General features: G+C 71.0%; 27 protein-coding genes. 5 read left to right on the top strand and 22 right to left on the bottom strand.

Translation table 11 applies throughout. The annotated features are described in order from the left end of the window. Positions 1–77: 77 nt before the first annotated feature. Entirely contained in the window at positions 78–437 is a 360-nt protein-coding gene (locus tag ASD90_RS07495; protein ID WP_056753491.1) for an STAS domain-containing protein, read from the bottom strand. Between the two features lie 195 nt (positions 438–632). Continuing rightward, entirely contained in the window at positions 633–1,919 is a 1,287-nt protein-coding gene (murA, locus tag ASD90_RS07490; RefSeq protein WP_056753489.1) for a UDP-N-acetylglucosamine 1-carboxyvinyltransferase, read from the bottom strand. Positions 1,920–1,985: 66 nt separating this feature from the next. On the opposite strand from murA, the gene ASD90_RS07485 reads away from it, so the two are divergent. Both ASD90_RS07485 and ASD90_RS07480 read left to right on the top strand, forming a co-directional pair. Continuing rightward, positions 1,986–2,630: a cob(I)yrinic acid a,c-diamide adenosyltransferase gene (locus ASD90_RS07485; protein WP_056753487.1), complete on the top strand. Its 645-nt coding sequence runs from the start codon at positions 1,986–1,988 to the stop codon at positions 2,628–2,630. A gap of 204 nt (positions 2,631–2,834) precedes the next feature. Then, positions 2,835–3,527 (top strand): hypothetical protein, encoded by a 693-nt coding sequence (locus tag ASD90_RS07480; protein ID WP_056753485.1) that lies wholly within the window; start codon positions 2,835–2,837, stop codon positions 3,525–3,527. Between the two features lie 189 nt (positions 3,528–3,716). On the opposite strand, the gene ASD90_RS07475 is transcribed toward ASD90_RS07480, so the two are convergent. Together ASD90_RS07475 and ASD90_RS07470 are read right to left on the bottom strand one after the other, a co-directional pair. Further along, entirely contained in the window at positions 3,717–4,154 is a 438-nt protein-coding gene (locus ASD90_RS07475; protein WP_056753484.1) for a DUF2550 domain-containing protein, read from the bottom strand. Positions 4,155–4,162: 8 nt separating this feature from the next. Beyond that, the gene (locus ASD90_RS07470; protein ID WP_056753482.1) at positions 4,163–4,438 is read right to left on the bottom strand and encodes a F0F1 ATP synthase subunit epsilon; all 276 of its coding nucleotides are present in this window, start codon (positions 4,436–4,438) and stop codon (positions 4,163–4,165) included. A 118-nt stretch (positions 4,439–4,556) separates the two neighbouring features. Between ASD90_RS07470 and ASD90_RS07465 the strand changes: the two genes are divergently transcribed. Next, the gene (locus ASD90_RS07465; RefSeq protein ID WP_200958550.1) at positions 4,557–4,994 is read left to right on the top strand and encodes a hypothetical protein; all 438 of its coding nucleotides are present in this window, start codon (positions 4,557–4,559) and stop codon (positions 4,992–4,994) included. A 90-nt stretch (positions 4,995–5,084) separates the two neighbouring features. Here ASD90_RS07465 and ASD90_RS07460 read toward each other — a convergent pair whose 3' ends face one another. The 16 genes from ASD90_RS07460 to ASD90_RS07385 form a co-directional block, all read right to left on the bottom strand. Next, positions 5,085–6,464: an NAD(P)/FAD-dependent oxidoreductase gene (locus tag ASD90_RS07460; RefSeq protein ID WP_056753480.1), complete on the bottom strand. Its 1,380-nt coding sequence runs from the start codon at positions 6,462–6,464 to the stop codon at positions 5,085–5,087. A 161-nt stretch (positions 6,465–6,625) separates the two neighbouring features. Further along, positions 6,626–8,440 (bottom strand): hypothetical protein, encoded by a 1,815-nt coding sequence (locus ASD90_RS07455; RefSeq protein ID WP_157623043.1) that lies wholly within the window; start codon positions 8,438–8,440, stop codon positions 6,626–6,628. A 5-nt stretch (positions 8,441–8,445) separates the two neighbouring features. Then, positions 8,446–9,906, bottom strand: a complete 1,461-nt coding sequence (gene atpD / locus ASD90_RS07450; protein ID WP_056753470.1) for a F0F1 ATP synthase subunit beta — start codon at positions 9,904–9,906, stop codon at positions 8,446–8,448. 27 nt (positions 9,907–9,933) lie between these two features. Beyond that, positions 9,934–10,872, bottom strand: coding sequence for a F0F1 ATP synthase subunit gamma (locus tag ASD90_RS07445; protein WP_056753468.1), 939 nt, complete (start codon positions 10,870–10,872; stop codon positions 9,934–9,936). Between the two features lie 104 nt (positions 10,873–10,976). After that, positions 10,977–12,608, bottom strand: a complete 1,632-nt coding sequence (atpA, locus tag ASD90_RS07440) for a F0F1 ATP synthase subunit alpha (protein WP_056753466.1) — start codon at positions 12,606–12,608, stop codon at positions 10,977–10,979. Positions 12,609–12,677: 69 nt separating this feature from the next. After that, complete coding sequence (locus ASD90_RS07435) at positions 12,678–13,490, bottom strand: F0F1 ATP synthase subunit delta (RefSeq protein WP_056753463.1); 813 nt, start codon at positions 13,488–13,490, stop codon at positions 12,678–12,680. After that, positions 13,490–14,092 carry a F0F1 ATP synthase subunit B gene (locus tag ASD90_RS07430; protein ID WP_056753462.1) on the bottom strand — a complete coding sequence of 201 codons (603 nt, stop codon included), beginning with the start codon at positions 14,090–14,092 and terminating at the stop codon, positions 13,490–13,492. Before ASD90_RS07430 ends, ASD90_RS07435 begins: the two co-directional genes overlap by 1 nt. Before the next feature lie 56 nt (positions 14,093–14,148). Beyond that, positions 14,149–14,358: an ATP synthase F0 subunit C gene (atpE, locus tag ASD90_RS07425; protein ID WP_020142944.1), complete on the bottom strand. Its 210-nt coding sequence runs from the start codon at positions 14,356–14,358 to the stop codon at positions 14,149–14,151. Between the two features lie 126 nt (positions 14,359–14,484). Next, positions 14,485–15,267 (bottom strand): F0F1 ATP synthase subunit A, encoded by a 783-nt coding sequence (gene atpB, locus ASD90_RS07420; protein WP_056753459.1) that lies wholly within the window; start codon positions 15,265–15,267, stop codon positions 14,485–14,487. A 148-nt stretch (positions 15,268–15,415) separates the two neighbouring features. Next, a complete protein-coding gene (locus tag ASD90_RS07415; protein ID WP_200958549.1) occupies positions 15,416–15,682 on the bottom strand; it encodes an AtpZ/AtpI family protein in 267 nt (88 codons plus the stop codon). A 14-nt stretch (positions 15,683–15,696) separates the two neighbouring features. Then, entirely contained in the window at positions 15,697–16,206 is a 510-nt protein-coding gene (locus ASD90_RS07410) for a hypothetical protein (protein ID WP_056753457.1), read from the bottom strand. 144 nt (positions 16,207–16,350) lie between these two features. Continuing rightward, positions 16,351–17,448: a glycosyltransferase family 4 protein gene (locus tag ASD90_RS07405; RefSeq protein ID WP_056753455.1), complete on the bottom strand. Its 1,098-nt coding sequence runs from the start codon at positions 17,446–17,448 to the stop codon at positions 16,351–16,353. Positions 17,449–17,493: 45 nt separating this feature from the next. After that, complete coding sequence (gene glyA / locus ASD90_RS07400; RefSeq protein WP_056753452.1) at positions 17,494–18,771, bottom strand: serine hydroxymethyltransferase; 1,278 nt, start codon at positions 18,769–18,771, stop codon at positions 17,494–17,496. Positions 18,772–18,819: 48 nt separating this feature from the next. Then, positions 18,820–19,737, bottom strand: coding sequence for an L-threonylcarbamoyladenylate synthase (locus tag ASD90_RS07395; protein ID WP_056753450.1), 918 nt, complete (start codon positions 19,735–19,737; stop codon positions 18,820–18,822). Positions 19,738–19,802: 65 nt separating this feature from the next. Beyond that, on the bottom strand, positions 19,803–20,654 hold the full coding sequence (locus ASD90_RS07390) for an SDR family oxidoreductase (RefSeq protein ID WP_082588578.1): 852 nt from the start codon (positions 20,652–20,654) through the stop codon (positions 19,803–19,805). Positions 20,655–20,667: 13 nt separating this feature from the next. After that, complete coding sequence (locus ASD90_RS07385) at positions 20,668–21,345, bottom strand: NADPH-dependent F420 reductase (RefSeq protein ID WP_056753441.1); 678 nt, start codon at positions 21,343–21,345, stop codon at positions 20,668–20,670. Positions 21,346–21,477: 132 nt separating this feature from the next. Here ASD90_RS07385 and ASD90_RS07380 point away from each other — a divergent pair, with 132 nt between their 5' ends. Together ASD90_RS07380 and ASD90_RS07375 are read left to right on the top strand one after the other, a co-directional pair. Next, on the top strand, positions 21,478–22,068 hold the full coding sequence (locus tag ASD90_RS07380; RefSeq protein WP_056753438.1) for a TetR/AcrR family transcriptional regulator: 591 nt from the start codon (positions 21,478–21,480) through the stop codon (positions 22,066–22,068). A 1-nt stretch (position 22,069) separates the two neighbouring features. Next, positions 22,070–22,252, top strand: a complete 183-nt coding sequence (locus ASD90_RS07375; RefSeq protein ID WP_056753436.1) for a hypothetical protein — start codon at positions 22,070–22,072, stop codon at positions 22,250–22,252. A 31-nt stretch (positions 22,253–22,283) separates the two neighbouring features. Here ASD90_RS07375 and ASD90_RS07370 read toward each other — a convergent pair whose 3' ends face one another. Next, entirely contained in the window at positions 22,284–23,153 is an 870-nt protein-coding gene (locus ASD90_RS07370) for a HemK/PrmC family methyltransferase (RefSeq protein ID WP_056753433.1), read from the bottom strand. Continuing rightward, positions 23,150–24,238 carry a peptide chain release factor 1 gene (gene prfA / locus ASD90_RS07365; RefSeq protein ID WP_056753430.1) on the bottom strand — a complete coding sequence of 363 codons (1,089 nt, stop codon included), beginning with the start codon at positions 24,236–24,238 and terminating at the stop codon, positions 23,150–23,152. Before prfA ends, ASD90_RS07370 begins: the two co-directional genes overlap by 4 nt. Positions 24,239–24,325 lie beyond the last annotated feature (87 nt).

The following is a 24,325-nucleotide window of genomic DNA, read 5'->3' as shown; positions in this document are numbered from 1 at the left end:
GGGCGTCCGGCTGCGGCGTGCTCTCCGTCGAAGACATGGCTCGACGGTAGCGGCGGGGTGCAGCTGCGGGGAGGCGCTCAGGCGGTGAGAGGCGCCACAGTCAGGGCGGGGTGGCGCGGGGCGAGGATGCGCTCGAGCCGGCAGCCGCGCAGCAGCCGCGTCGTGCGGTCGCTCGCGTCGACGAGCAGCAGCCGCCGGTCGGCGCGGGTGGCCCGCCGGTGGAGGTGGACGATGACGCCGAGGCCCGTGGCGTCGCCGATCTCGGCATCGCCGAGGTGCAGGCGCAGCTCGCCGGGCCCCTGGATGATGACCGCGTGGATCGCGTCACGGATGTCGGGCACCGTGTGGACGTCGAGACGCCCCTCGATGATGACATCGTGGCCGTCGGGTGCCTCGAGCACTCTGACCGGACCCCTGCGGTGGGTGTTCAGCGTCATGTAGACCCCTCTCAACGCTGTGCCGTCACCCATGATGACGCCTCAGCCAGCCAGAACGTTGCCCCTAGGAGTCAAGAAGTGGTCAAGAAAATACGAACATCGAGCGAAGAACGTCGCGACGTTCCGTGCGAGCCCTGAGCGCTCCCGACAAAACGGACGTTCCGCGGCGCCGACCTCCGGGAGCGGGTGGCCGACCTACTCGAACGGGGGCTCGTCGTCGGGCTCGCGCGTGACGTCGGCACCGAGTGCACGCAGGGCCTGCTCGAAGCGCGGGTAGCCGCGGTCGATGTGGTGCACGCCGCTCACGAGGGTGTCGCCCTCGGCCACGAGGCCGGCGATCACGAGGGCCGCGCCGGAGCGGATGTCGCTGCTCTCGACCGGGGCACCGGAGAGCATCGGGACGCCGTGGGTCATGACATGGTGCCCGTCGATCTGGGCATCGGCCCCGAGACGGGCCAGCTCCTGGACCGTGCGGAAGCGGGCCTCGAAGAGGTTCTCGGTGACCATCGCCGAGCCGTCCGCGACGGCGTTGTAGGACAGCGCGAAGGGCTGCAGGTCGGTCGGGAAGCCCGGGTAGGGCAGGGTCGCGACGTCGAAGGCTCGCGGGCGTCGCTCGACGGCGGAGACCCGGAAGCCGCGGCCGGTGACCTCGACGTGGCAGCCGGCCTCCTCCAGGGCGCCGAGGGGGGCCCTCAGGTGCTGGGCGACGCCGCCGACGACCTCGATGTCGCCGCGCGTCGTGGCGGCCGCGAAGGCCCAGGTGCCGGCCGCGATGCGGTCGGACACGACCGCGTGCCGCGTCGGGGCCAGGGCGTCGACGCCGTGGACGGTGATGCGCGACGTGCCGGCACCCTCGAGGCGGGCGCCCATCGAGACGAGCATCTCGGCGATGTCGATGATCTCGGGCTCCTTGGCGACGTTGTCGATCGTCGTCGTGCCGCGGGCCAGGACCGCCGCGGTGAGGATGTTCTCGGTGGCGCCGACGCTCGGGAAGTCGAGCCGGATGTCGGCGCCGCGCAGACCGTTCGGAGCGGTGGCGACGAGGTAGCCGTGCGTCACGTGAACCTCGGCCCCCAGCGCCTCGAGACCGGCGGCGTGGAGGTCGAGCCCGCGCGAGCCGATGGCGTCGCCACCGGGCACGGCGACGTCGGCCTCCCCCACCCGGGCGACGAGCGGACCGAGCACGGAGATGGAGGCCCGCAGTGCGCGTACGAGCTCGTAGTCGGCGCGGTGACCGATGCGCTCGGGCACGTCGAGGACGACGACCCCGGCGGCCGGGTCGTAGTCGACGCCCACACCGAGACGGCGTAGCAGCTCGGCCATGATCGTCACGTCGGCGATGGCCGGGACGTTCGTCAGGGTCGTGCGGCCCACGGCCAGCAGCGCCACGGCCATCAGCTTGAGGGCACTGTTCTTGGCGCCGACGACGGCGACCTCGCCCACGAGGTGGGCACCACCGACGACCCGGAATCGCTCTCTCACCCACCGAACCCTATCGGGGCGCCGACCGACCGACGGACCCTCCGGCGCGGGTGAGAGAGTGGCCCCATGGTCAACCTGACGCGGATCTACACGCGCACCGGCGACGACGGCACGACGAGCCTCGGCGACTTCTCGCGGGTCAGCAAGAACGACGCCCGGCTCCACGCGTACGCCGACTCCAACGAGGCCAACGCCGCCATCGGCATCGCGGTCGCGTGCGGCGACCTGCCGGAGGAGGTGAGGGCCACCCTGCAGCGCGTGCAGAACGAGCTCTTCGACGTCGGCGCCGACCTGTCGACGCCGCTGCGACCGGCCTACGACTACCCGCCCCTGCGCGTCGAGCAGCCCTGGATCGACGACCTGGAGACCGACTGCGACCACTACCTCGAGCAGGTCGAGAAGCTCAGGTCGTTCATCCTCCCCGGAGGCACGGCGGGCTCGGCCCACCTGCACCTCGCGACGACCATCGTTCGTCGCGCCGAGCGCTCCGCCTGGGCGGCCGTCGACCAGCACGGCACCGAACCCGCGCCCGAGGGCACCGACGCGAAGGGTGTCGGCGGCGTCAACGTCCTCACCGCGAAGTACCTCAACCGCCTCTCGGACCTGCTCTTCATCCTCGCCCGCATCGCCAACAAGCCGGTCGGCGGCGACGTGCTGTGGCAGCCCGGCGGCGGCCGCGTCGAGAAGCCCGAGCGCCCGAAGAAGCACTGACCCGACACGGTCCGGCCCTCGGCACCCTGGCCGCGCACGAGGTCGCGCACTCGGCCGCGCACTCGGTGTCGCCGGGCCGCAGCCGACGCGCGATCACACGCCCGACCACGGCGTCGTCCACACCCCCCGAACGCCTGACGCGCACCGTCCACACCGTCCCTGCGGAGGCGCGACCGACGCCCCGCCGGAGCGCATGCTGCTCGGGTGGACCCCAGACTCCCCGGACCGCTGCACGAGCTCGCCCTGCACCAGCTCGGCGTCCTGACCCGACGACAGCTCCTCGAGGGCGGTCTGACGCAGGCTCAGCTGCGCACGAGGCTCGGGCGAGAGTGGCGGCTGGTCCTTCGGGGCGTCGTCCTGCTGTCCAACGGAGTTCCCTCCGAACAGCAGCGGTTGATGGCCGCCCTGCTCTTCGCCGGGCCGAGAAGCTGGCTCGCAGGCTCCTCGGCCCGAGCGGTTCACGGCATCGCGGGACGTGCGGTGTCCAACCCGATCCAGGCCCTGGTCCCGGCTCCCCTGCGCGCCCGAGCTCACGCGTGGGTCCTCGTCCGCAACACGACGCTGCTCGACGAGCCCATCTACCGGCGCGGTCCGCTCCGCCTCTCGTGTCCCGCCCGTGCGGCCGTCGACGCCGCAGCTGCCGCACCGTCGGACGAACAGGCACGAGCCGTCCTGGTCGCCGCGGCCCAGTCTCGCAAGGCACGGCTGAGCGACCTCGCCCGTCGGCGCGACGCCGCACTCGATCCGCTCGCGACCACGCTGGGTCCGGGCGCGGATCGAGACGGCCTATCGCGAGGCGCGGGCGTCAGGGGTGCGCGCGAATGTCGTGGCGACCCCACGCGACCCCTGGCTGGGAGTTCGACCCGTCACGCGACGGTCGTCCTAGGACGACCCTGAGCTGTGATGCTGCGCGAGATCACGCAGTTCGGGTGGCCAAGACGCCGCAGGTGCGCGATCTCGTCCGCGACCAGCGAGCGGGGCGGGCGGGTCAGGCTGGACGGGCGGGACGGGCGGGCGGGGCGGGACGGGCGCGGCGGGGGGGCGGACGAGCGGACGGGCGGACGGGGCGGCCGGGCGGACGTGGCCTCAGGCGACGTTGACGTTGTAGCCGGGAGGCGCGGCTTCCTGCCACGACCGCAGTGCGGTGTAGGCCGGGCCCTGCAGGGCCAGCTCGAAGTCGCTGTCGCCGTCGCTGCACGGCACGCGGTTCGCGTCGGGCAGGAGCGGGATCGAGTCGCTGCCGTGGAGCGGCTCAGGGGCCTCGAGCAGCAGGCGCTGGCGCAGCCAGCGGTGCTTCGGGCGCACGGAGACGCCCCCGAGGGCGTACCACTCGAGGGCGTTGTCACCGAACCGGATGAGCCCGAGGCGCCAGCGGTCGGACTCCGAGCGGCGCATGCCGCACAGCGTCAGGGGCAGGCCTTTCGCGATGTAGCGGCGGCGCAGGAAGGTCGTGGCGAGGACGGCCACCGCGACCACCAGCAGCGTGCCGATCACGATCTCGGTCGAGACGAGAACGGACGGCACGCGGGACCTCAGCTCGTCTGCAGTGAGGAGGCGTCGACGTGCTCGGCGACGATCGTCACCACGTCGGAGTCGACCGAGAGGAACCCGCCGTCGACCGTCACGGTGCGACGCTCGCCCTCGAGGGACTCGATGGAGACCTCGCCCTCGACGAGGACTCCGAGCAACGGCGCGTGGCCGGGCAGGATGCCCAGCTCGCCCGAGATGGACCGGGCGCGTACGAACTTGGCCTCGCCCTCCCAGACCTTCCGGTCGGCGGCAACCATCTCAACCTTGAGCGAACTCACGTTTCCTCCGGATCGTGGGGGTGTGATCTGCAGTTTAGTGCCTCTGCAAGGATGCTCCGTACGCGAGGTGGCGCAGGCCGCTCGCGCCGATTCCCCACCCTCCACAGGAGTCCTATCCATGAGCACAGCCGTGTCCGACGCCCTCCTCGAGCCGACCCGCCGCCCGGTGGCCGTCGAGACCCTGACCGACGTCATCGACGCCGAGGTGGCCGACAAGTCCGGACTGGGCGGCGCCGCCGTCAAGGCCGGTTACGCCGCCGCCAAGAAGCTCGGTGGCAACTTCGTCACGAGCGCCACCGACCGCCTGCTCCCGCAGTTCGCGAGCGCCCTCGACCCGTTCTGGGCCACCAAGGGCGAGTCGTCGTTCGGGTCGCACCTCGCGGCCCAGCCCGACGCCGCGGCCGACGCCCTCCTCGCGGTGACCGACGCCAAGGCCGCCAACACCTCGCACGGCTCGGCCGCCAAGGTCTACGGCTCGCTGCGCGGCAAGGCCAAGGGCCACGTCGTGGCGGCGCTCCCCCGTCTCGGCGCCGCCGTGGAGAGTCTCGTCCCCTGACGCGTCGCCCGCTGCGCGGGTCCACCGAGCACGTATGCCGCCGGGCCGGCTCCCCTCGAGGAGCCGGCCCGGTCGTGTGCCCGGGGACGGTCAGGAATCGTCGTGCGGGCGGTCCTCGGCGAGGCGCGGCAGCTCGGGGCCGTACTCGTCGCCGAGGTCGGCGATCGCCTGTCGGGCGAACACCTGCTGCTCGGTGACGACGCGCTCGGAGCGGCCGCGACCGATGAAGGTGACGACCCAGTGCAGCAGCGTCGTGATGCGGTGCTTGAAGCCGATGATGTAGACGAGGTGGACGGCGAGCCACAGGATCCAGGCGAAGAACCCGCTGAACTGCGCCTTGCCCACCGACGCGACGGCCGAGAACCGCGAGATCGTGGCCATCGATCCCTTGTCGAAGTACTCGAACGGGCCCTTCGGCTCCCGCCCCTCGAGCCGTCGCACGATCTGCTCCGCCGCGTAGCGGCCGCCCTGGATGGCGACCTGGGCGACCCCGGGCAGGCCCTTGAGCGCCATCATGTCGCCGACGACGAAGACCTCGGGGTGACCGGGGAGCGTGAGGTCGTCCTGGACCTCGACGCGGCCGGCCCGGTCGAGCCGCGCGCCGGACTGGTCGGCGAGCTGGCGTCCGAGCGGCGACGCACTCACGCCCGCGGCCCAGACCTTGCAGACCGACTCGATGCGCTCGCGGCTGCCGTCGCCGTGCTCGACCTCGATGCCGGTCGAGTCGACGTCGACGACCTTCGCGCCGAGCCGCACCTCGACGCCCATCTCGGTCAGGCGCTTGACGGCGCGGTCGCCGAGCTTCTCCCCGAACGAGCCGAGCACCGAGGGCGCCGCGTCGAGGAGGACGACTCGGGCCTTGGTCGGGTCGATCCGGCGGAAGTCGCGCTTGAGGGTGCGCCGCGCGAGCTCCGAGATCTGGCCGGCCATCTCGACACCCGTGGGTCCGGCACCGACGACGACGAACGTCATGAGACGGTCGACCTCGGCCTGCGTCGAGGCCAGCTCGGCGAGCTCGAAGGAGCCGAAGATCCGGCCGCGCAGCTCGAGGGCGTCGTCGATCGACTTCATGCCCGGGGCGTGCCGCGCGAAATCGTCGTTGCCGAACCACGACTGGCCGGCGCCTGCGGCGACGATGAGCGAGTCGTAGGGCGTGACCGTCCGACGGCCGACCGCCGAGTGGGTCACGGTGCGCGCCTCGAGGTCGATCGTCTCGACGTCACCGAGCAGCACCTGCGCGTTGTCCTGCCGGTGCAGCACCTCGCGCGTCGAGGGAGCGATCTCGCCCTCGGAGAGGATGCCGGTCGCCACCTGGTAGAGCAGCGGCTGGAAGAGGTGGTGCGTCGTGCGGGCGATGAGGGTCACGTCGACGTCGGCGCGCTTCAGCTTCTGCGTGCTGAACAGTCCGCCGAAGCCCGATCCGATGACCACGACCCGGTGGCGCGGGGCCTGCTGGGTGGGCGTGCTCACGATTCTCCTTGTCCTAGAGCTGTCCTGGAGCTGTCCTCGAGCTGTCCTGCTCTGAGGTGCTGGGCTCGTCGGCGCTGACGGCTCCACATCAGTCAACACCGTGGGTGCTACCCACATGCCCCGTCGGCGACACCGGAGGCGCCCAGGGGGTGCGGTCCTCGTCACACGGGCGGTGCCGGGGAGTCACGGGCATCCCCGTCGCGCCTCAGGACGACGAGCTGCGAGCTCTGCGACACGACGCGGTAGTGGGCGACCACCCAGTCACGCAGCGGGTCCGGGTCGTCGACGTAGCGGTGGTGGCCGTAGCCGGGCCAGAAGTCTCGTGCCGCCACCACGCACTCCGGCACGCGTCCGGAGCGCTGCATCCAGTGCAGCACCTGCTGGCTGGTCGAACCGAAGAAGTCCATCCAGACGATGGGGGTGTCGAAGCGGAGGTCCGCGTAGAGGAACGCCGCGGGGTGGACGTAGTCGAGGGCGCCGTCGCCAGGGCGCGCGCAGGCCTGCACCGCCTGCTGGTTGGCCTGCAGGTCGGCGCGGTGCTGCTCGGTGGTGCGCAGGCCCGCGAAGGCTCCGTCTGGGGCGTCCGCCACGAGCGCGGCCGGTGGTCCGTCGCGGAAGCTGTTGAGGGCGTGGACGGTCCCCAGCCCGGCCAGCAGCAGCCCGGCGACGGCCACCTTGGCCGGCCGGGTGCCCACCCACACGAGCGTGGCCACCGTCACCGCCAGCAGGCCCGGGGCGAGCACCGCCCCGGTCGCGCCCCAGACGGGCCCCGAGGAGGTGAAGGCCGCGAGGAAGGGCATCCCGACGAGGGTCGGGGTCAGCCCGAGAGCGGCCAGGCGCGCCACCGGACCGCGGTCCCGCGCCGAGACGACGAGCACGGGGAGGAGGACGACGACGAGGACGCTGCCGAGCAGCGGGGTGAGCCACGACAGGACCGTGAACGTGGTGGCCGTGACACCGCCCTGGAGCGCTTGGACCGTCACGGCCGCCACGGCCAGCAGGACGAGCGGCAGCCGCAGACGGCGGGCGGCCGGCACCGCGGCGAGCAGTGAGAGCGGGACGGCCAGCAGCACCCACGGGCCCGCGAGCGCGGCCCCCACCTGCGAGGTCCACCGGGCGAGCCGGTCCCACCGGCTCGGGCGGTTGGCCTGGTACGCGTCGGTGAACGACATGGTGTCGGACACGTTGGCCACCCCCCAGACCGCCACGGCGACGACCCCGACGACGACGGCGACGACGAGCACCCCGGTGCCGACCGCCAGCACACCGGGTCTCGCCCTCACGGTGCGGAGGACCGCGGTGGCGCTCGCGGCCGGGGACGGCACCCACCTCGACGGCGACACGTCGAGGCGCGAGAGCAGCACGGCGAGCACGGCCAGTAGCGCCGCCCCCGCCGGCGCCGTCACCGGGTGGCTCACCGCCCCCAGCGCGGTCGCCGCCCCTGCCGACACGGCATACGGACGCGCACAACGCACGCACCGGACGCTCGCCCCCACGCCGCAGGACACCGCGAGGAGGTACATCAGCGCCGGCGTCGTGTTGTACGACACGACCTGCTGGTTGTATGCCGCCGGGACGAGCGCCACGGCCAGCGCGCACGCGCTCGTCCCCCGACCGAACGGCGGCGCGATCGCGCGCCAGGACACCGCCGCGACGCCGGCGCACACGAGGACGAACCACACCCGGGAGGCGAGGACGATCCCGTCGAGCCCGACGACGTGCTGCCAGGCCCACACGAACGGGACCGCCGGCCAGGCACCGAGCACCTGGACGTTCATCTCGTCCCGGAACGGGACGTCACCCCGCGCGAGACGCAGCGTCAGCTCGACGGCGTGCGAGCTGTCGCTGAGGTCGACCCCGTAGCGGGCGCGGACGATCGCGGCGGCCGCCAGCGCCACCGCGCAGAGCGGCACCCACGGACGACGAACGGGGAGGGCCCAGTGGGCACCTCCCCGTCGTCGGGTGAGACGAACCATCCAGGTCAGAGGTTCTTCTGGATCTCCGCCCACTGACGCTCGACGTCGTCGAGGCCACCGCACATGAAGAAGGCCTGCTCGGCGACGTGGTCGTACTCGCCGTCGGCGATCTTCGTGAAGCCCTCGATCGAGTCGGCGAGCGACACGGTCGAGCCCTCGATGCCGGTGAACTGCTTGGCGACGTAGGTGTTCTGCGACAGGAAGCGCTGGATGCGACGAGCGCGGTTGACGAGGATCTTGTCCTCTTCGGAAAGCTCGTCGACGCCGAGGATCGCGATGATGTCCTGCAGCTCCTTGTTGCGCTGGAGGATCGACCGGATGCGCACGGCCGTGTTGTAGTGGTCGGCCGCGATGTAGCGCGGGTCGAGGATGCGCGAGGTCGAGGACAGCGGGTCGACGGCCGGGTAGATACCCTGCGACGCGATGTCCCGCGAGAGCTCGGTCGTCGCGTCGAGGTGCGCGAACGTCGTGGCCGGGGCCGGGTCGGTGTAGTCGTCGGCCGGCACGTAGATCGCCTGCATCGAGGTGATCGAGTGACCACGCGTCGAGGTGATGCGCTCCTGGAGGGTGCCCATCTCGTCGGCGAGGGTGGGCTGGTAGCCCACCGCGGACGGCATGCGGCCGAGGAGGGTCGAGACCTCCGAGCCGGCCTGCGTGAAGCGGAAGATGTTGTCGATGAAGAGGAGCACGTCCTGCTTCTGGACGTCGCGGAAGTACTCCGCCATCGTCAGCGCCGACAGGGCGACGCGAAGACGCGTGCCCGGCGGCTCGTCCATCTGGCCGAACACGAGGGCGGTCTGCCCGAGGACGCCCGCCTCCTCCATCTCGACCATGAGGTCGTTGCCCTCACGGGTGCGCTCACCGACACCGGCGAACACCGACACACCACCGTGGTCACGGGCGACACGGGCGATCATCTCCTGGATGAGCACCGTCTTGCCGACACCGGCACCGCCGAAGAGGCCGATCTTGCCACCCTGGACGTACGGGGTCATCAGGTCGATGACCTTGATGCCCGTCTCGAACATCGTGGTCTTGGACTCGAGCTGGTCGAAGGCCGGGGCCTTGCGGTGGATGCCCCAGCGCTCCTTGACCTCGATGGTCTCGCCCTCGGCGAGGTTCATGCACTCGCCGGTGGTGTTGAACACCTTGCCCAGGGTCACGTCACCGACGGGGACGGTGATCGGGCCACCGGTGTCCTGAACGGCCGAGCCGCGTACCAGACCGTCGGTCGGCTGGAGCGAGATCGCGCGGACCATGTTGTCGCCGATGTGCTGTGCGACCTCGAGGTTGATGCGCTTGGTCTCACCGGCGAGGGTGACCTCGGTCGTGAGCAGGTTGTACTGCTCGGGCATGCCGTCGACGGGGAACTCCACGTCGACGACCGGGCCGATGATGCGGGAGATGCGTCCGACGCCGCCCGCGGGCGGGGCCGTCCACGTGGTGTCGCTGACAGTTGCAGTCATGGTGGTCTGCTTCCTTACCTGTGGGCGTTACTTCTTGGCGTCCGCGAGGGCGTTGGCGCCGCCCACGATTTCGCTGATCTCTTGGGTGATGCCGGCTTGGCGGGCCTGGTTGGCGAGGCGCTGGTAGGTCTTGATCAGCTCCGTCGCGTTGTCGGTGGCCGACTTCATCGCCCGCTGGCGGGCGGCGAGCTCGGAGGCCGCCGAGCTGAGCAGCGCGGTGAAGATGCGATTGCGGACGTACTTCGGCAGGAGCAGGTCGAGGACCTCGGACGCGCTCGGCTCGAAGGAGTACTCCGGCGGGATCTGGCCCTCCTCGTAGCGGTTCACGCTGAGGTCCAGGCTCTCGTCGTCGCCCGCCTCGTCGGCCTCCACGACCTCGAGGGGCAGCAGGCGCAGCACGAACGGGTCCTGCCGGACCATCGAGCGGAAGCGGGTGAAGACGACGTGGATCTCGTCGTGACCGCCCTCGTCGGTGTCCTTGAGGAAGTCGGCCGTGATGCGGTCGGCGATCTCCTTGGCGTTCTCGAACGTCGGGGCGTCCGAGAAGCCGGTCCACTCGGCGGCATAGTCGCGCTTGCGGAACTTGTAGTAGCTCACGGCCTTGCGACCGACGAGGTAGGGCACGACCTCCTTGCCCTCCGCGGTCAGCTTGGAGATGAGCTCCGCGCTCTCCTTGATCGCCGCGACGGAGTAGGCACCGGCAAGTCCGCGGTCCGCAGCGATGATGACGACGCCGGCCCGCTTGGCGGTCTCCTTCGCCGTCGTCAACGGGTGGTCCTCGTTCGTGTTGGTCGCCACCGCGGACACGGCGCGCGTCAGCGCGGTCGTGTACGGCATCGCCTCGGTGGCCCGCTGGCGGGCCTTGACGACGCGTGCGGCCGCGATCAGCTCCATCGCGTTGGTGATCTTCTTGATGGAGTTGACGGACTTGATGCGCTGGCGGTAGATCCGCATCTGCGCTCCCATGTGCTCCGCCTCTCTTGGTCTCTTAAGTCTGTGGTTGCCTGCAGGGTGGGCTCACGCCCACTCCCGTATGCCGCCCGGCTGGCCGGGCGGCATACGGGATCTGGTCACTTCTGCTTGACGATCTTCGCCTGGGTGATCTGGTCGTCGGCGATCTCGTCGAACTCCTCGTTGCCGGCCTCGAGGCCGTCCCTGCCGGTGCCCCGGAAGGTGAACTTGACCTCGTCGACCACCTTGGACAGAGCCGTCTCGGTGTCCTCGTCGAGCTTGAGGGTCTCGCGGATCGTCTGGAGGATCTTGCCGTCACGCCGCAGCGTCTCGAGCAGCTCGGACTCGAAGGTCCGGACGTCCTCGACGGCGACGTCGTCGAGCTTGCCGGTCGTGCCGGTCCAGATCGAGACGACCTGCTCCTCGACGGGGTACGGCGAGCTCTGCGGCTGCTTGAGCAGCTCGACGAGCCGGGCACCACGGGCGAGCTGGGCGCGCGAGGCGGGGTCGAGGTCGGAGGCGAACATCGCGAACGCCTCCATGGCGCGGAACTGCGCGAGGTCGAGCTTGAGTCGACCGGCGACCGACTTCATGGCCTTGATCTGCGCGGCACCGCCGACTCGGGAGACCGAGACACCCACGTCGATGGCCGGACGGACGTTGGCGTTGAACAGGTCGGCCTGCAGGTAGATCTGGCCGTCTGTGATCGAGATGACGTTGGTCGGGATGTACGCCGAGACGTCGCCCGCCTTGGTCTCGATGATGGGCAGACCCGTCATCGACCCGTGGCCGAGGTCGTCGGACAGCTTGGCGCAACGCTCGAGCAGGCGCGAGTGCAGGTAGAAGACGTCACCCGGGTAGGCCTCACGGCCCGGCGGGCGGCGCAGCAGGAGCGACACGGCGCGGTAGGCCTCGGCCTGCTTGCTCAGGTCGTCGAAGACGATGAGGACGTGCTTGCCCTGGTACATCCAGTGCTGGCCGATGGCCGAACCGGTGTAGGGCGCGAGGTACTTGAAGCCCGCCGAGTCGGACGCGGGAGCCGCGACGATCGTGGTGTACTCCAGCGCGCCGGCCTCTTCGAGGGTGCCGCGGACCGACGCGATGGTCGAGCCCTTCTGGCCGATGGCGACGTAGATGCAGCGGACCTGGGCGTCGGGGTCACCGGACTCCCAGTTGCGCTTCTGGTTGATGATCGTGTCGATCGCGACCGTGGTCTTGCCGGTCTGGCGGTCGCCGATGATGAGCTGGCGCTGACCGCGGCCGATCGGCGTCATCGCGTCGATCGACTTGATGCCGGTCTGGAGCGGCTCGTGCACCGACTTGCGCTGGACGACGTTGGGCGCCTGCAGCTCGAGGGCGCGACGCCCCTCGGACGTGATGTCGCCGAGACCGTCGATCGGGTTGCCGAGCGGGTCGATGACACGGCCGAGGAAGTCGTCACCGACCGGGACCGAGAGGACCTCGCCCGTGCGCTTGACGGTCTGGCCCTCCTCGATGCCGGCGAAGTCACCGAGGATGACGACGCCGATCTCGTGGACGTCGAGGTTCAGCGCGAGGCCGAGCGTGCCGTCCTCGAACTGGAGCAGCTCGTTGGTCATGGCCGAGGGAAGACCCTCGACGTGAGCGATGCCGTCACCGGCGTCGGTGACGCGGCCGACCTCTTCGCGGGAGGCCGCGCCGGGCTCGTAGGACTGGACGAACGAGTCCAGAGCGTCCCGGATCTCCTCCGGACGGATCGAAAGCTCCGTCATGTCAGATCTTCTCCTCGGTTTCGACCCGCAGGACGGGCCGGTGGTTGATCACAGCTGGTGGTGGGTGCCTCAGGCACCCATGGCCCGGCGGGCCGCGTCGAGCTTGCGGATGACGGTGCCGTCGATGAGCTCGTCACCGATCTCGACCTTGACCCCGCCCATGACCCGGGGGTCCACGACGGTGTTGACGTGGACCGTGCCGCCGTAGATGGCTGCCAGGCCCGCGGCGAGGCGGGCACGGTCGTCGTCGGTGAGCGGGACGGCCGAGGTGACGGTGGCCGTCTGCTGCTCGCGGCGGCGCGATGCCGTCTCGAGGTACCTCTCGAGGACCCGGTCGAAGCGCAGGCCGCGCGGGGCGACCACGGCCTGACGGGCGAGCACGAGCGTCTCGGGGGCGACCTTCTCCCGCAGGAGCGACGACACGAGGTCGGCGCGCTTGTCGGCGGGAGCCTGCGCGTCGGCCAGGGCCGTGCGCAGGGCCGCGTCGGCGGCGACGATCCGCTCGAAGCGGAACAGCTCGTCCTCGACGCGGTCGGCACGATCGCCGGCCTCGGCCTGGGCGATGACGGCCTCGACGGCATACGACTCGACCGTGTCGGTCAGGTCACGCTCGGAGCTCCAGCGCTGCGCGAAGGCACCCTTGAGCACGACCAGCGCCTCGGCGCTGACCTTGCCCGCGAAGAGCCGCTCGGCGAGCTGGGCCTTGTCGGCGCCCTCGCGGGACGGGTCGGCCACGGCGCGACGCAGGGTCGCGCTGCCGTCGATGACGGCGATGACCGCGAAGAGCTCCTCGGCCAACCGCGAGCGGTCGGCACCGGCAGCAAGGACGCCGGTGAAAGCCTCGCGGCTCGCCGCCGCTGCTGCGCGTGAGGGTCCCTGCATCAGGCGTCCCCGCCCTGGCTGCCGGCGGCGCCGCCGACCTTCTCGCGCACGACGTCGCCCGACTCGAGCTCGGCGAGGAAACGCTCGACGATGCCCTTCTGACGGGTCTCCTCGTGGAGGGACTCACCGACGATCCGGCTCGCGAGGTCGGTCGAGATGCGGCCGACGTCGCTGCGGAGCGAGACGACCGCCTGCTGGCGCTCGGCCTCGATCTGCTTGTGCGACGTCTCGGAGATCCGAGCCGCCTCGGAGGCCGCGTGCTCGCGCATCTCGGCGATGATCTGCGCGCCCTGGGCCTTGGCGTCCTCACGGATGCGGGCGGCCTCGGAGCGAGCCTCCATGAGCTGCGCCTGGTACTGCTCGAGCGCGGCCTGGGCCTGCGCCTGGGCCTCCTCGGCCTTGTTCATCCCGCCCTCGATCGCAGCAGTGCGTTCGGCGTAGATCTGCTCGAGGCGCGGCACGACCTTCTGCTTCACGACGACGTAGAGGATCGCGAAGCACGCCAGGCCGAAGAAGAACTCGAGCGGGTGCGGGATGATCGGTGCCGCGGTGGCCCAGAAGCCGCCCTCGCCGCCCTCGGCGGTCACGGTCACTGCTTGCATGAGGTTCTCCTAGAGAGAAAGACGATCGGTGCTTCGGGCTGCCCCGGAAAGGGGCGTCAGCCCTTGAAGACGAACGCGAGCGCGATACCGAAGATGGCGAGCGCCTCGGTGATGGCCATGCCCAGGAAGGCGATCGGCTGCAGCATGCCGCGAGCCTCGGGCTGACGGGCGACGCCGTTGATGTAGGCGGCGAAGATCAGACCGACACCGATACCGGGGCCGATGGCGGAGAGGCCGTAACCGAGGATGGCGATGTTGCCAGTCATGTTTATTCCATTCCTTCTTGTCTTGTCCGGCTGGCGGTTACCAGACGGGCGGGGGCGAAGCTGGGGTGTGGTGCTCGTGCGGTGGTGCAGTTCGTGGGGCGCCGGAGGCGCAAGGAGACCGCGGCCTCAGTGCTCGTCGGCGACCGCGCCGCCGATGTAGAGGGCGGCCAGCAGGGTGAAGACGTAGGCCTGGAGGAACTGGACCAGGATCTCGAAGAGCGTCATGACGAAGGCGAAGATCCACGTGACGCCGCCGGCGATGACGAGGATGCCGCCGTTGGTGAGCATGTACCAGCCACCCGTGATGAACAGGACGATGAGGATGTGGCCGGCGAACATGTTGCCGAAGAGTCGCAGGGCGAGGGTGACCGGGCGCGTGAAGAGGTCGGTGATGAGCTCGAGGAAGAAGATCGCGGGGATCATCGCCTTGGGAAGACCCGCGGGCACGAGCGACTTCCAGTAGCCGATGAAGCCGTGCTTGCGCATGCCGACGACGTGGAAGACGACCCAGACGATGAGCGACAGCGCGATCGGGAAGCCGATACGGCTCATCGTCGGGTAGCTCATCGGCGGGATGACGCCGAACAGGTTGTTGACGAGGATCGTCGTGAAGAGCGCGAAGAGCAGCGGGACGAACCGCATGAACTCCTTGCTGCCGATGAGGTCCTTGGCGATGCCGTTGCGCACGAGGCCGTAGACGGCCTCCGTGCCCATCTGGCCGCGGCCGGGCACGAGAGCCTTCTTCTTCGTCGTGGCGAGCAGGAACCACGCGACAAGGCCGGTGGCCAGGACCATGAGCAGGATCGGGCGGGTGATCGCGAACGGCCCGTCGGTCCCGAAGAGGGGCTGCCAGAACTCCTCGATGCCGGGGGCGGTGTAGTCCGTCGGGGCGGCGGCCACGATGCTCACGGGTTACTCCTTTGTAGGTTCTGGGCACTTCGGCTGACGACCTGCGTCAGGGATGGAGAGTCGGTGCTCGGGAGCGGGCTCCCGGTGGGGCTCCAGGTCGGCGGGCCGGCGGGCGACGCGCTGACGTGCGGCACGGGGGCCGTCGGGCTCAATGGGTACCGTATCGGAACCAGATCAGGTAGAGCGACAGGGCCATTCCACCTACGATCCCTACCCCGACGAGCCAGGTCGTGCCCAGCCAGTGGTCGGCCAAGGCACCGAGACCGCCGTAGATGAGCGGACCCGTGAGCATGTACGCGACGGCACGCCAGGCGGAGTCCTGCTCTCGGCTGTTGAACCGCCGCAGCTCCTCGGCCTTGTCCTCGGCGGTCGGTTCGGTCGGCTCCGACGGCTCGGGCGTCGTGGGTGTGGTCATGTCGACCTCCGGTGTCACGGCTCATCACGCGGCTCCCGGTGGGGATCCGCCTCGGGCGCCGCGTCGGCCGACGTCTCGGACGTGGCGTCGAGCGAGGCCGCGCCGTCGGGGTCGTACGCGAAGATCCTCAGCCGCTTGTAGGCGCGCATCTCGAAGAAGAGCCAGACGACGGCGCACACCGTGATCGACAGGCCGATCGCGAAGCCCGAGGCCCACGTCACGTCGCGCAGGGCGAACATGACGACGCCGAGCACCAGCACCTTGAAGGTGTAGGTGGCCATGACGATCATCATCGTCGTCGTGGGCGGCAGGTCGGCCGTGCGCTTCATGACGAGGAGCGTCAGGCTGAAGAAGAAGAGGACGATCGCGGCGCCGAGCGCAGCCGACCAGGCGGCCTTGGGGCTCGAGAAGAGCCCGACCACGACGCAGACGAGACCGGCCACGGCCGTCGGCAGCAGGGAGCCCCGGAGGAGCTGCGCGAAGGCATCTGACTGTGATGCGTCGCGTGCCGGTGTGGCGCTCAAGAAAACCTGCCTGGGTGCGTCGTGAGGCGTAGTGCGGGCGGGGTTCGGGCTGATCCGGATGATGCTCGGATCGGTTGTGCGGAAAGGACTTCCGAGCTCCTGTGGTGGTCTTCCCAGACTCCCCTCAGGTGCTTGTGAATGCTATCACAAGCGTTCGGACGGCCTCCACCGCGGCAGCCAGACGGTGAGCACGACACCCATCGCGGCGGCCGCCCCCACGACCGCGAGCGGACGGGGGCCGTCCCAGATGACGAAGGACACCGAACCGAGGGCCACGATGGCGGCCCACAGGTAGAGGATCAGCACGGCCCGGCGGTGGCCGTGGCCGATGCGCAGCATGCGGTGGTGCAGGTGCATCGCGTCGGGATGCCACGGTCGCTGGCCCGCGCGGGTCCGTCGGACGACGGCCAGCAGCATGTCGAGCAGCGGCAGCAGCAGCACCGCGAGCGGGACGAGGATCGGCAGGAACGCGGCGGAGACGTCGTTGGCGCTGACCTGTCCGGGGTCGACGTTGCCCGTCAGGGTGATCGTCGCCGCCGAGAGCAGCAGGCCGAGCGTCAGCGCCCCGGAGTCGCCCATGAAGAGCCGGGCCGGGTGGAAGTTGTGCGGCAGGAAGCCCGCACAGCACCCGACGAGGGCGGCCGAGATGAAGGTCGCCGTGGAGAAGACGTTGGCCGGGACGAACGAGCGGGAGACGATGTAGCTGTAGACGAAGAACGCGAAGGACGCGATGCCGACGACACCGGCGGCGAGCCCGTCGAGCCCGTCGATGAAGTTCACGGCGTTCGTCGACGCGATGACGACGAGCACCGTGAAGAGCACGAGCACGGGTGTCGGCAGGATGGTCGTGCCGAAGATCGGCAGCGACAGCAGCTGCACCCCGGTGTAGGCCATCAGGCCCGCGGCGAGCATCTGTCCCGCCAGCTTCGTCAGCCAGTCGAGCTCGCGGATGTCGTCGAAGGCCCCGAGCAGGCACACGATGCCGGCGGCGACGACGACGCCGAAGATCTGCTTCGTCGAGAAGAGCGTGCCGAGGTAGGGCAGCGCCCGCGCCACGAGTGCTGCCGCGACGAAGCCGATGTAGATGCCCACTCCCCCGAGCCGCGGGATCGGCGTCTTGTGGACGTCACGCTCCCGGACCGCCGTGAAGGCGCCCGTCGCCACGGCGAGGCTCCGGACGAAGGGTGTGGCGAGGTACGTGACCGCAGCGGCCACGATGAGGACGAGGACGTACTCGTGCACCTACCGACCTTCGCTCGGGCGCCGACGCTGGCGAGTGGGAATGACTCAGCGAGGGTATGCGGGGAAGCGCGTCACGAGGTTGGTGACCTCCGCGCGCACGTCCTTGCTCACCGCGTGCTCGGGGTCGGCGTCGCCCTGGGTCACGGCCTTGTGGATGAGCGTGGCGATCTGCTTCATCTCCTCCAGGCCCATGCCCTGGGTCGTGACCGACGGCGTGCCGACCCGGATGCCCGAGGCGATGTTGGGCTTCTGCGGGTCGAAGGGGATGGCGTTCTTGTTGAGCACGATGCCGGCCGCGTCGGCCCGCTCCTCGGCCTCCTTGCCCGTGACGCCGACGCCCTGGAGGTCGAGCAGGGACAGGTGGGTGTCGGTGCCGCCCGTCGTCGGTCGGATGCCGACCTCGAGCAGGCTCGCCGCGAGCTGCCGGCTGTTGGCGATGACGTCCTTGGCGTACTGGGCGTACTCGGGGGTCGCGGCCTCCTTGAAGTTGACCGCCTTGGCCGCGATGGTGTGCATCTGCGGACCGCCCTGCATCATCGGGAAGATCGCCTTGTCCATCGCGGCGGCGTGCTCGGCCTTGCACACGAGGGCGCCGGAGCGGGGACCACGCAGGACCTTGTGCGTCGTGAACGTCACGACGTCGGCGTACGGAACGGGCGACGGGATCGCCTTGCCGGCCACGAGACCGATGAAGTGGGCGGCGTCGACCCAGAGGATCGCGCCGACCTCGTCGGCGACCGCTCGGAAGCGCTCGAAGTCGATGAGCCGCGGGATGGCCGAGCCACCGGCACAGATGACCTTGGGACGGTGCTCGCGGGCGAGCGCCTCGACCTGGTCGTAGTCGATGTCCTCGCTCTGCTTGTCGACCCCGTAGTGGACGGCGTTGAACCACTTGCCGGAGAAGGAGACCTTCGTGCCGTGCGTCAGGTGGCCGCCCATCGGCAGCGCCATCGCGAGGATGGTGTCGCCGGGCGCCATGAAGGCGCCGTAGACGGCCTGGTTGGCGCTCGCGCCGGAGTGGGCCTGGACGTTGGCGTGGTCGGCCTCGAAGAGTGCCTTGGCCCGCTCGATCGCGATGGTCTCGGCCTTGTCGACCTCGGAGCAGCCGCCGTAGTAGCGGCGACCCGGATAGCCCTCGGCGTACTTGTTGGACAGCGTCGACCCGAGGGCCGTCAGCACGGCGGGCGAGCTGATGTTCTCGCTCGCGATGAGCTGCAGTCCGCCGCGGATGCGGTCGAGCTCGGACAGGAGCACCCCCGCGATGTCGGGGTCGAAGGACTGCAGGGCACCGAAGTCGGAGCCGTAGAACGTGTCGTCAGCCATGGGAGTTCTCCGGGTGGGTCGGGAGTGGGGCGCGAGCGCGAGCCAACTCTATTGCGTCGTGCTGGAGCTGTCGGATGGCCGTTCGGTCGTGGACACGTCGTGCCACTCCCCGAGCGTCTCGGGCTCGTCGGACGGCTCGGGCACGTCGGACGTCTCGGGCACGTCGGACGCCTCGGCGGCGGCCGACGTCACGGACGGCTCGGGCTCGGCGGACGTCTCCGCGACGACCTCGGGAGCCGACTCGGTGACGGGGTCGGTGACGGGGTCCGCGGCGGGCGTCGCGTCGGCCTCGGCGGCCGGCTCGGCGTCGGGCTCGGGAGCCTCGAGCACCGGCTCGGGCACGAGGGCGGCGTCGAGCTCGTCCTGGGCGATGGCGCCGACGCGGAGCGTCACCGGCGTCTCGCCGGTGCAGTCGACGATCGTCGAGGGCTGCCCCTCCCCGGCGGGACCGCCGTCGAGGTAGACCCCGACGGACTCGCCGAGCATCCCCACGGCCTCCTCGACCGTGCGCGCGGCCGGGTCTCCGGTCGTGTTGGCGCTCGTGACCGCCATCGGACCGATGTCGCCGAGCAGCTCGAGCGTGATCTCGTGGTCTGGCACGCGCAGTGCCACCGTGCCGTTGGTCTCGCCGAGGTCCCAGTGCAGCGACGTCTGCGCCTTGAGGACGAGCGTCAGCGGGCCGGGCCAGAACTTCTCCATGAGCCGCTGGGCGTAGTCGGGGACCTGCGTCGCGAGGCCCTGGGCCGTGCGCGCGGTCGGGATGAGGACCGGCGGCGGCATGTCGCGACCGCGGCCCTTCGCCGCCAGGACGGAGGCGACGGCGGTGGCGTCGAAGGCGTCACAACCGATGCCGTAGACCGTGTCGGTCGGCAGGACGACGATCTCGCCTCGTCGGACGGCCGATGCTGCCGCCGGGATGCCCTCGGCGCGCCCGTCGGGGTCGGTGCAGTCGTAGCGCTCGCTCACGGGCAGAGCCTACTGGCGTCGGCAGCGCCGGCCGTCGCCGCTCCCCGCCCCACCGACGGGAGGCGTCACGCCGTGCCGGATGGCGCCAGCCCGACGAGCTCGGCCGAGACGCTCCAGAGCCGGGCCGCCATCGCCGTGTCGTGGGACGCCCGGGACGAGTCCTTCACCCGACCGTTGGCGAAGTACCGGCCTGAGACGTGCTCGAGCTCGGGTGAGGACGCGAGGAGCACGGGCGTGTCGGCACCGCGGTCGGGGCTCTTCATGAAGGGCCGGACGACGGGGAGCATGAGCCGCATCCACCGTCCCGAGTCCTCCTGCGCGAAGGCGGTCCGGACGACGCCGGGGTGCAGGACGTTGGCCGTCACCCCGGTGCCCTCGAGACGTCGGGCCAGCTCGTAGGTGAACATGACGTTGGCGAGCTTCGACTGGTTGTAGGCCCGCTGCCCGTTGTAGCCCTGCCGACCCTGCAGGTCGTCGATGTCGATGCGGCCCATGGCGTGCGCGCCCGACGAGACGGTGACGACGCGCGCCGGGGCGCTCGCGCGCAGCCGGTCGAGGAGCAGGTGCGTGAGCAGGAACGGCGCGAGGTGGTTGACCGCGAAGGTGCGCTCGAGGCCGTCCGCGGTCTCGTGCCGGGTCGCCCAGTAGCCCCCGACGTTGTTGACGAGGACGTCGAGGCGGGGGTACGCCGCGAGGACGCGTTCCGCGAGCGAGCGCACGTCGCGCTGGGCGGAGAGGTCGGCGAGGAAGACGTCGACCTCTCCGCCGGAGTCGCGCAGCCGCTCGGCCGCGGCGTCGGCGCGGGCGCCGTCGCGCCCGACCAGCCCGACGCGCGCCCCGAGACCGGCGAGGCGGGCGGCCGTGGCCAACCCGATCCCACCGGTCCCGCCGGTGACCAGCACGGTCCGCCCGGCCATGGGACCCGTCATCTCAGCGAACGATCTTGACGTTGAACGACGCGGTGCCGAGGGCGCCCATGAGGCGCACCCACACGGGAAGGAGCATCTCGGTGCCTCGCGCCGTGGTGATGTCCCCGAGGTCGATGACGTCGGTGTGCCCGAAGGACTGGAGCAGCTCGGTCACCACGGCCTTGGCCGCCCCGTCGTCGCCGGAGACGAAGACCGACGACTCCTCGCCGAGGTTCTTCGGGTTGACCATGAGGTCGGCGGTCAGCGTGTTGAGCGTCTTGACCACCCGGGCCTGCGGGAAGGCACGCTGCACCTGCTCCCCGAGCGAGTCGGTGTCCTTGACGAAGAGGGTGGGCGGGAAGCCCTGGGAGAAGTCGAGCGGGTTCGAGATGTCGATGAGCACCTTGCCGGCCAGGTTGTCGGCCCCGGCCAGCTCGAGCGCGGGAAGCGCGCCGTGCCCGCTCGTGGCGTTGATGACGAGCTCGGCCCCGGCCGCCGCGTCGGCGAAGGAGACGAGCGGGACCTGCCGGTGGTCCGCGGCCCACGCAGCGTACGGCGGGTTGCCCATGCCGTCGGGCTCGGTGCGCGCGAGGGTGGACTGCGGGTCACGCGTGCCGACGGCGACCTCGTGGCCGAGACCGTGGAGGCGGGCGGCGATGGCCTGGCCGACCATGCCGGTGCCGAGGACTGCGATCTTCATGGGTGCTCCTGGTGCTGCTCCGATGGATGGGAGTAGACGAACCTGTCTACCTGGTGACCGAAACTAACAGACAGATCTGTCTATGCGCAAGGTACACTCGGGACGTAGCCGTTGCACCAGCCGAGGAGCCCGATGTCCATCGCCACGCCGACCCGCCCCAGCGCCGCTCGCGAGCGCATCCTCGACACCGCCTTCTCGCTCTTCTACGCGCGAGGCATCCGCGCCGTCGGGGTCGACCTGATCATCGCGGACTCGGGCGTGGCCAAGGCGACCTTCTACAAGCACTTCCCCTCGAAGGACGACCTCGTCGTCTCCTACCTCGACAAGGTCGACGGCGTCTGGACGGGGCAGCTGCACGCCGCGGCCCTGGCCGCCGGCGACGAGCCGGCAGCCCAGCTGGTCGGCCTGTTCGACGCGCTCGGCACCGCGTGCCGCCGCGAGGGATACCGGGGCTGCGCCTTCATCAACGCGGCCGCGGAGTCGCAGCCGGGCACGCCGGTGCACGATCGCACGGTCGCCCACAAGGCTGCGGTCCTGGCCTGGGTGCAGGACCTCGCGGAGCAGGCCGGCGCCCACGACCCGGCAACCCTCGCCCGGTCACTGACCCTGTTGCTCGACGGCGGTCTTGCCAGCGGTTCGCTCGATGCCGACCCCGAGGCCCCCGCAGTGGCCAGGGCCTCGGCGCGCGCGCTCGTGACCGCCGCAATCGGCTTCGCGGCCTGACGTGCGATCCCTCGTCTTCGACCCGACGCCGCCCACCTCGACGCTGCGGCGGCAGCGGGCAACCGCGCAGGGCCGCATCAGGTCACCACGACGCGACGTGGTCGATCTCGACCGTGCCGGTGAGGCCCTCGCCTCGGTGCTCGACCAGCAGACCGTCGACAAGATCGTCGTGCGGATGCCCTGAGAGGTGAATGCCGCCGCGACGTCGCGACGGCTCAGCCCGCGCGGCGGGCGGTCGTGACCCGGGGTCGGCCGGACAGGTCGACGTGGTCGCCGACGTCGGCCCACTCCCCCGTCGCCGAGAGCCGGCGAGGCAGGCTCTCGCCCTGGGAGTCGGCGTGCTCCACGAGCACGAGACCGCCGGGTCGGAGCAGCGAGGCGGCGACCCGCGCGACGGCGAGCGGGATGGCGAGCCCGTCCTCGCTGCCGCCGTAGAGCGCGACGGCGGGATCGTGGTCGCGGACCTCGGGGTCGACGGGCACGGCACCGACCGGGATGTAGGGCGGGTTGACCGTGACGACGTCGACGACGCCGGTCCAGTCCTCGAAGCACGGCAGCGTCGCGTCCCCCTGCGCGAGGGCGACGTCGAGACCCAGGCGGTCGCGGTTGGCCACCGCCCAGGCGTACGCGTCGGGCGACAGCTCGAGCCCGCGCACCTCGGTGCCCGGACTATCCGCCTTGACCGACAGGGCGATCGCCCCGGAACCCGAGCAGAGGTCGACGACCCGGACCGGAGCCGCACCGGCCGCGAGCAGCCGGTCGACCTCACCGAGGGCGAGGTCCACGAGCACCTCCGTCTCGGGCCGCGGCACGAAGACCCCCGGGCCGACCGCCAGCGTCAGCCGCCGGAAGTGGGCCCGGCCCGTCAGGTGCTGCAGGGGAACCCGGCCGGCGCGCTCGTCGACGAGGACGGCATACGACTCCGGGAGCGTGCGCCCGCCGAGCACCATCAGCCGACGGACCTCCGCGGGGTCGACGTCCAGGACGTGGGCCGCGAGCTCGACGGCGTCGACGTCGGCGGAGGCCACCCCGGCGTCGCGCAGCCGCGCGGCGGCGGCCCGCACCCCGTCACGCAGGTCGGTCACGCGCGCGACCCGTCGTCGGCCAGCGCCGCGAGCTTGGCGGCCTCGTCGGCGTCGAGCGCCGACTGCACGACCGGGTCGAGGTCGCCGTCGAGCACCGAGTCGAGGTTGTACGCCTTGTAGCCGGTGCGGTGGTCGGAGATCCGGTTCTCGGGGAAGTTGTAGGTGCGGATGCGCTCGGAGCGGTCGACGGTGCGCACCTGCGACCGTCGGGCGGCGCTCGCCTCGGCGTCCGCCTCGTCCTGGGCCAGCTGGTGCAGCCGGGCGCGGAGGACGCGCATCGCGGCCTCCTTGTTCTGCAGCTGCGACTTCTCGTTCTGGCACGACACGACGAGACCGGTCGGCAGGTGCGTGATGCGCACCGCGGAGTCGGTCGTGTTGACGCTCTGCCCGCCGGGGCCGCTGCTGCGGTAGACGTCGATGCGCAGGTCGTTGGGGTCGATGGTCACCTCGACCTCCTCAGCCTCCGGCATGACGAGGACACCGGCCGCCGACGTGTGGATGCGCCCCTGGCTCTCGGTGACGGGCACCCGCTGGACCCGGTGGACGCCGCCCTCGTACTTGAGGCGTGCCCAGGGGCCCTCCCCCAGCCCCGGTGCACCCTTGGCGCGTACCGAGACCCGGACGTCCTTGTAGCCGCCGAGGTCGCTCTCGGTCGCGTCCTCGACCGCGGTGCGCCAGCCCCGCTGCTCGGCGTAGCGGAAGTACATCCGCAGCAGGTCGCCGGCGAAGAGAGCCGACTCGTCGCCGCCCTCGCCGGCCTTGACCTCGAGGATGACGTCGCGGTCGTCGTCGGGGTCCCGCGGCACGAGCATGCGGCGCAGGTGCTCCTCGGCGGCCGCGAGACGGGCCTCGAGCGAGGGCACCTCCGCGGCGAACGACTCGTCGTCGGCACCGAGCTCGCGGGCCGCCGCGAGGTCGTCACCGGCAGCCGTCCACTCACGGGCGGCCGCGACGGTGGGCGCCAGGGCGGCATACCGCTTGTTCAGGGTGCGGACGAGGTCCTGGTCACCGTGGACGGCGGGGTCGGCGAGCTGCAGCTCGAGCTCGGCGTACTCGTCGAGGATCGACTGGACGGATTCGAGCACGGTGGGCCCTTCGGCTCAGGGGACGGTCGGGGTAAGACGAACGCCGGCTCCCGACGACCGAAGTCGTGGGAGCCGGCGTGCGGGAGA

Source organism: Terrabacter sp. Root181, from assembly GCF_001428505.1.
Taxonomy (GTDB): Bacteria; Actinomycetota; Actinomycetes; order Actinomycetales; family Dermatophilaceae; genus Terrabacter.
This window is presented reverse-complemented; position numbering and strand designations above follow the sequence as displayed.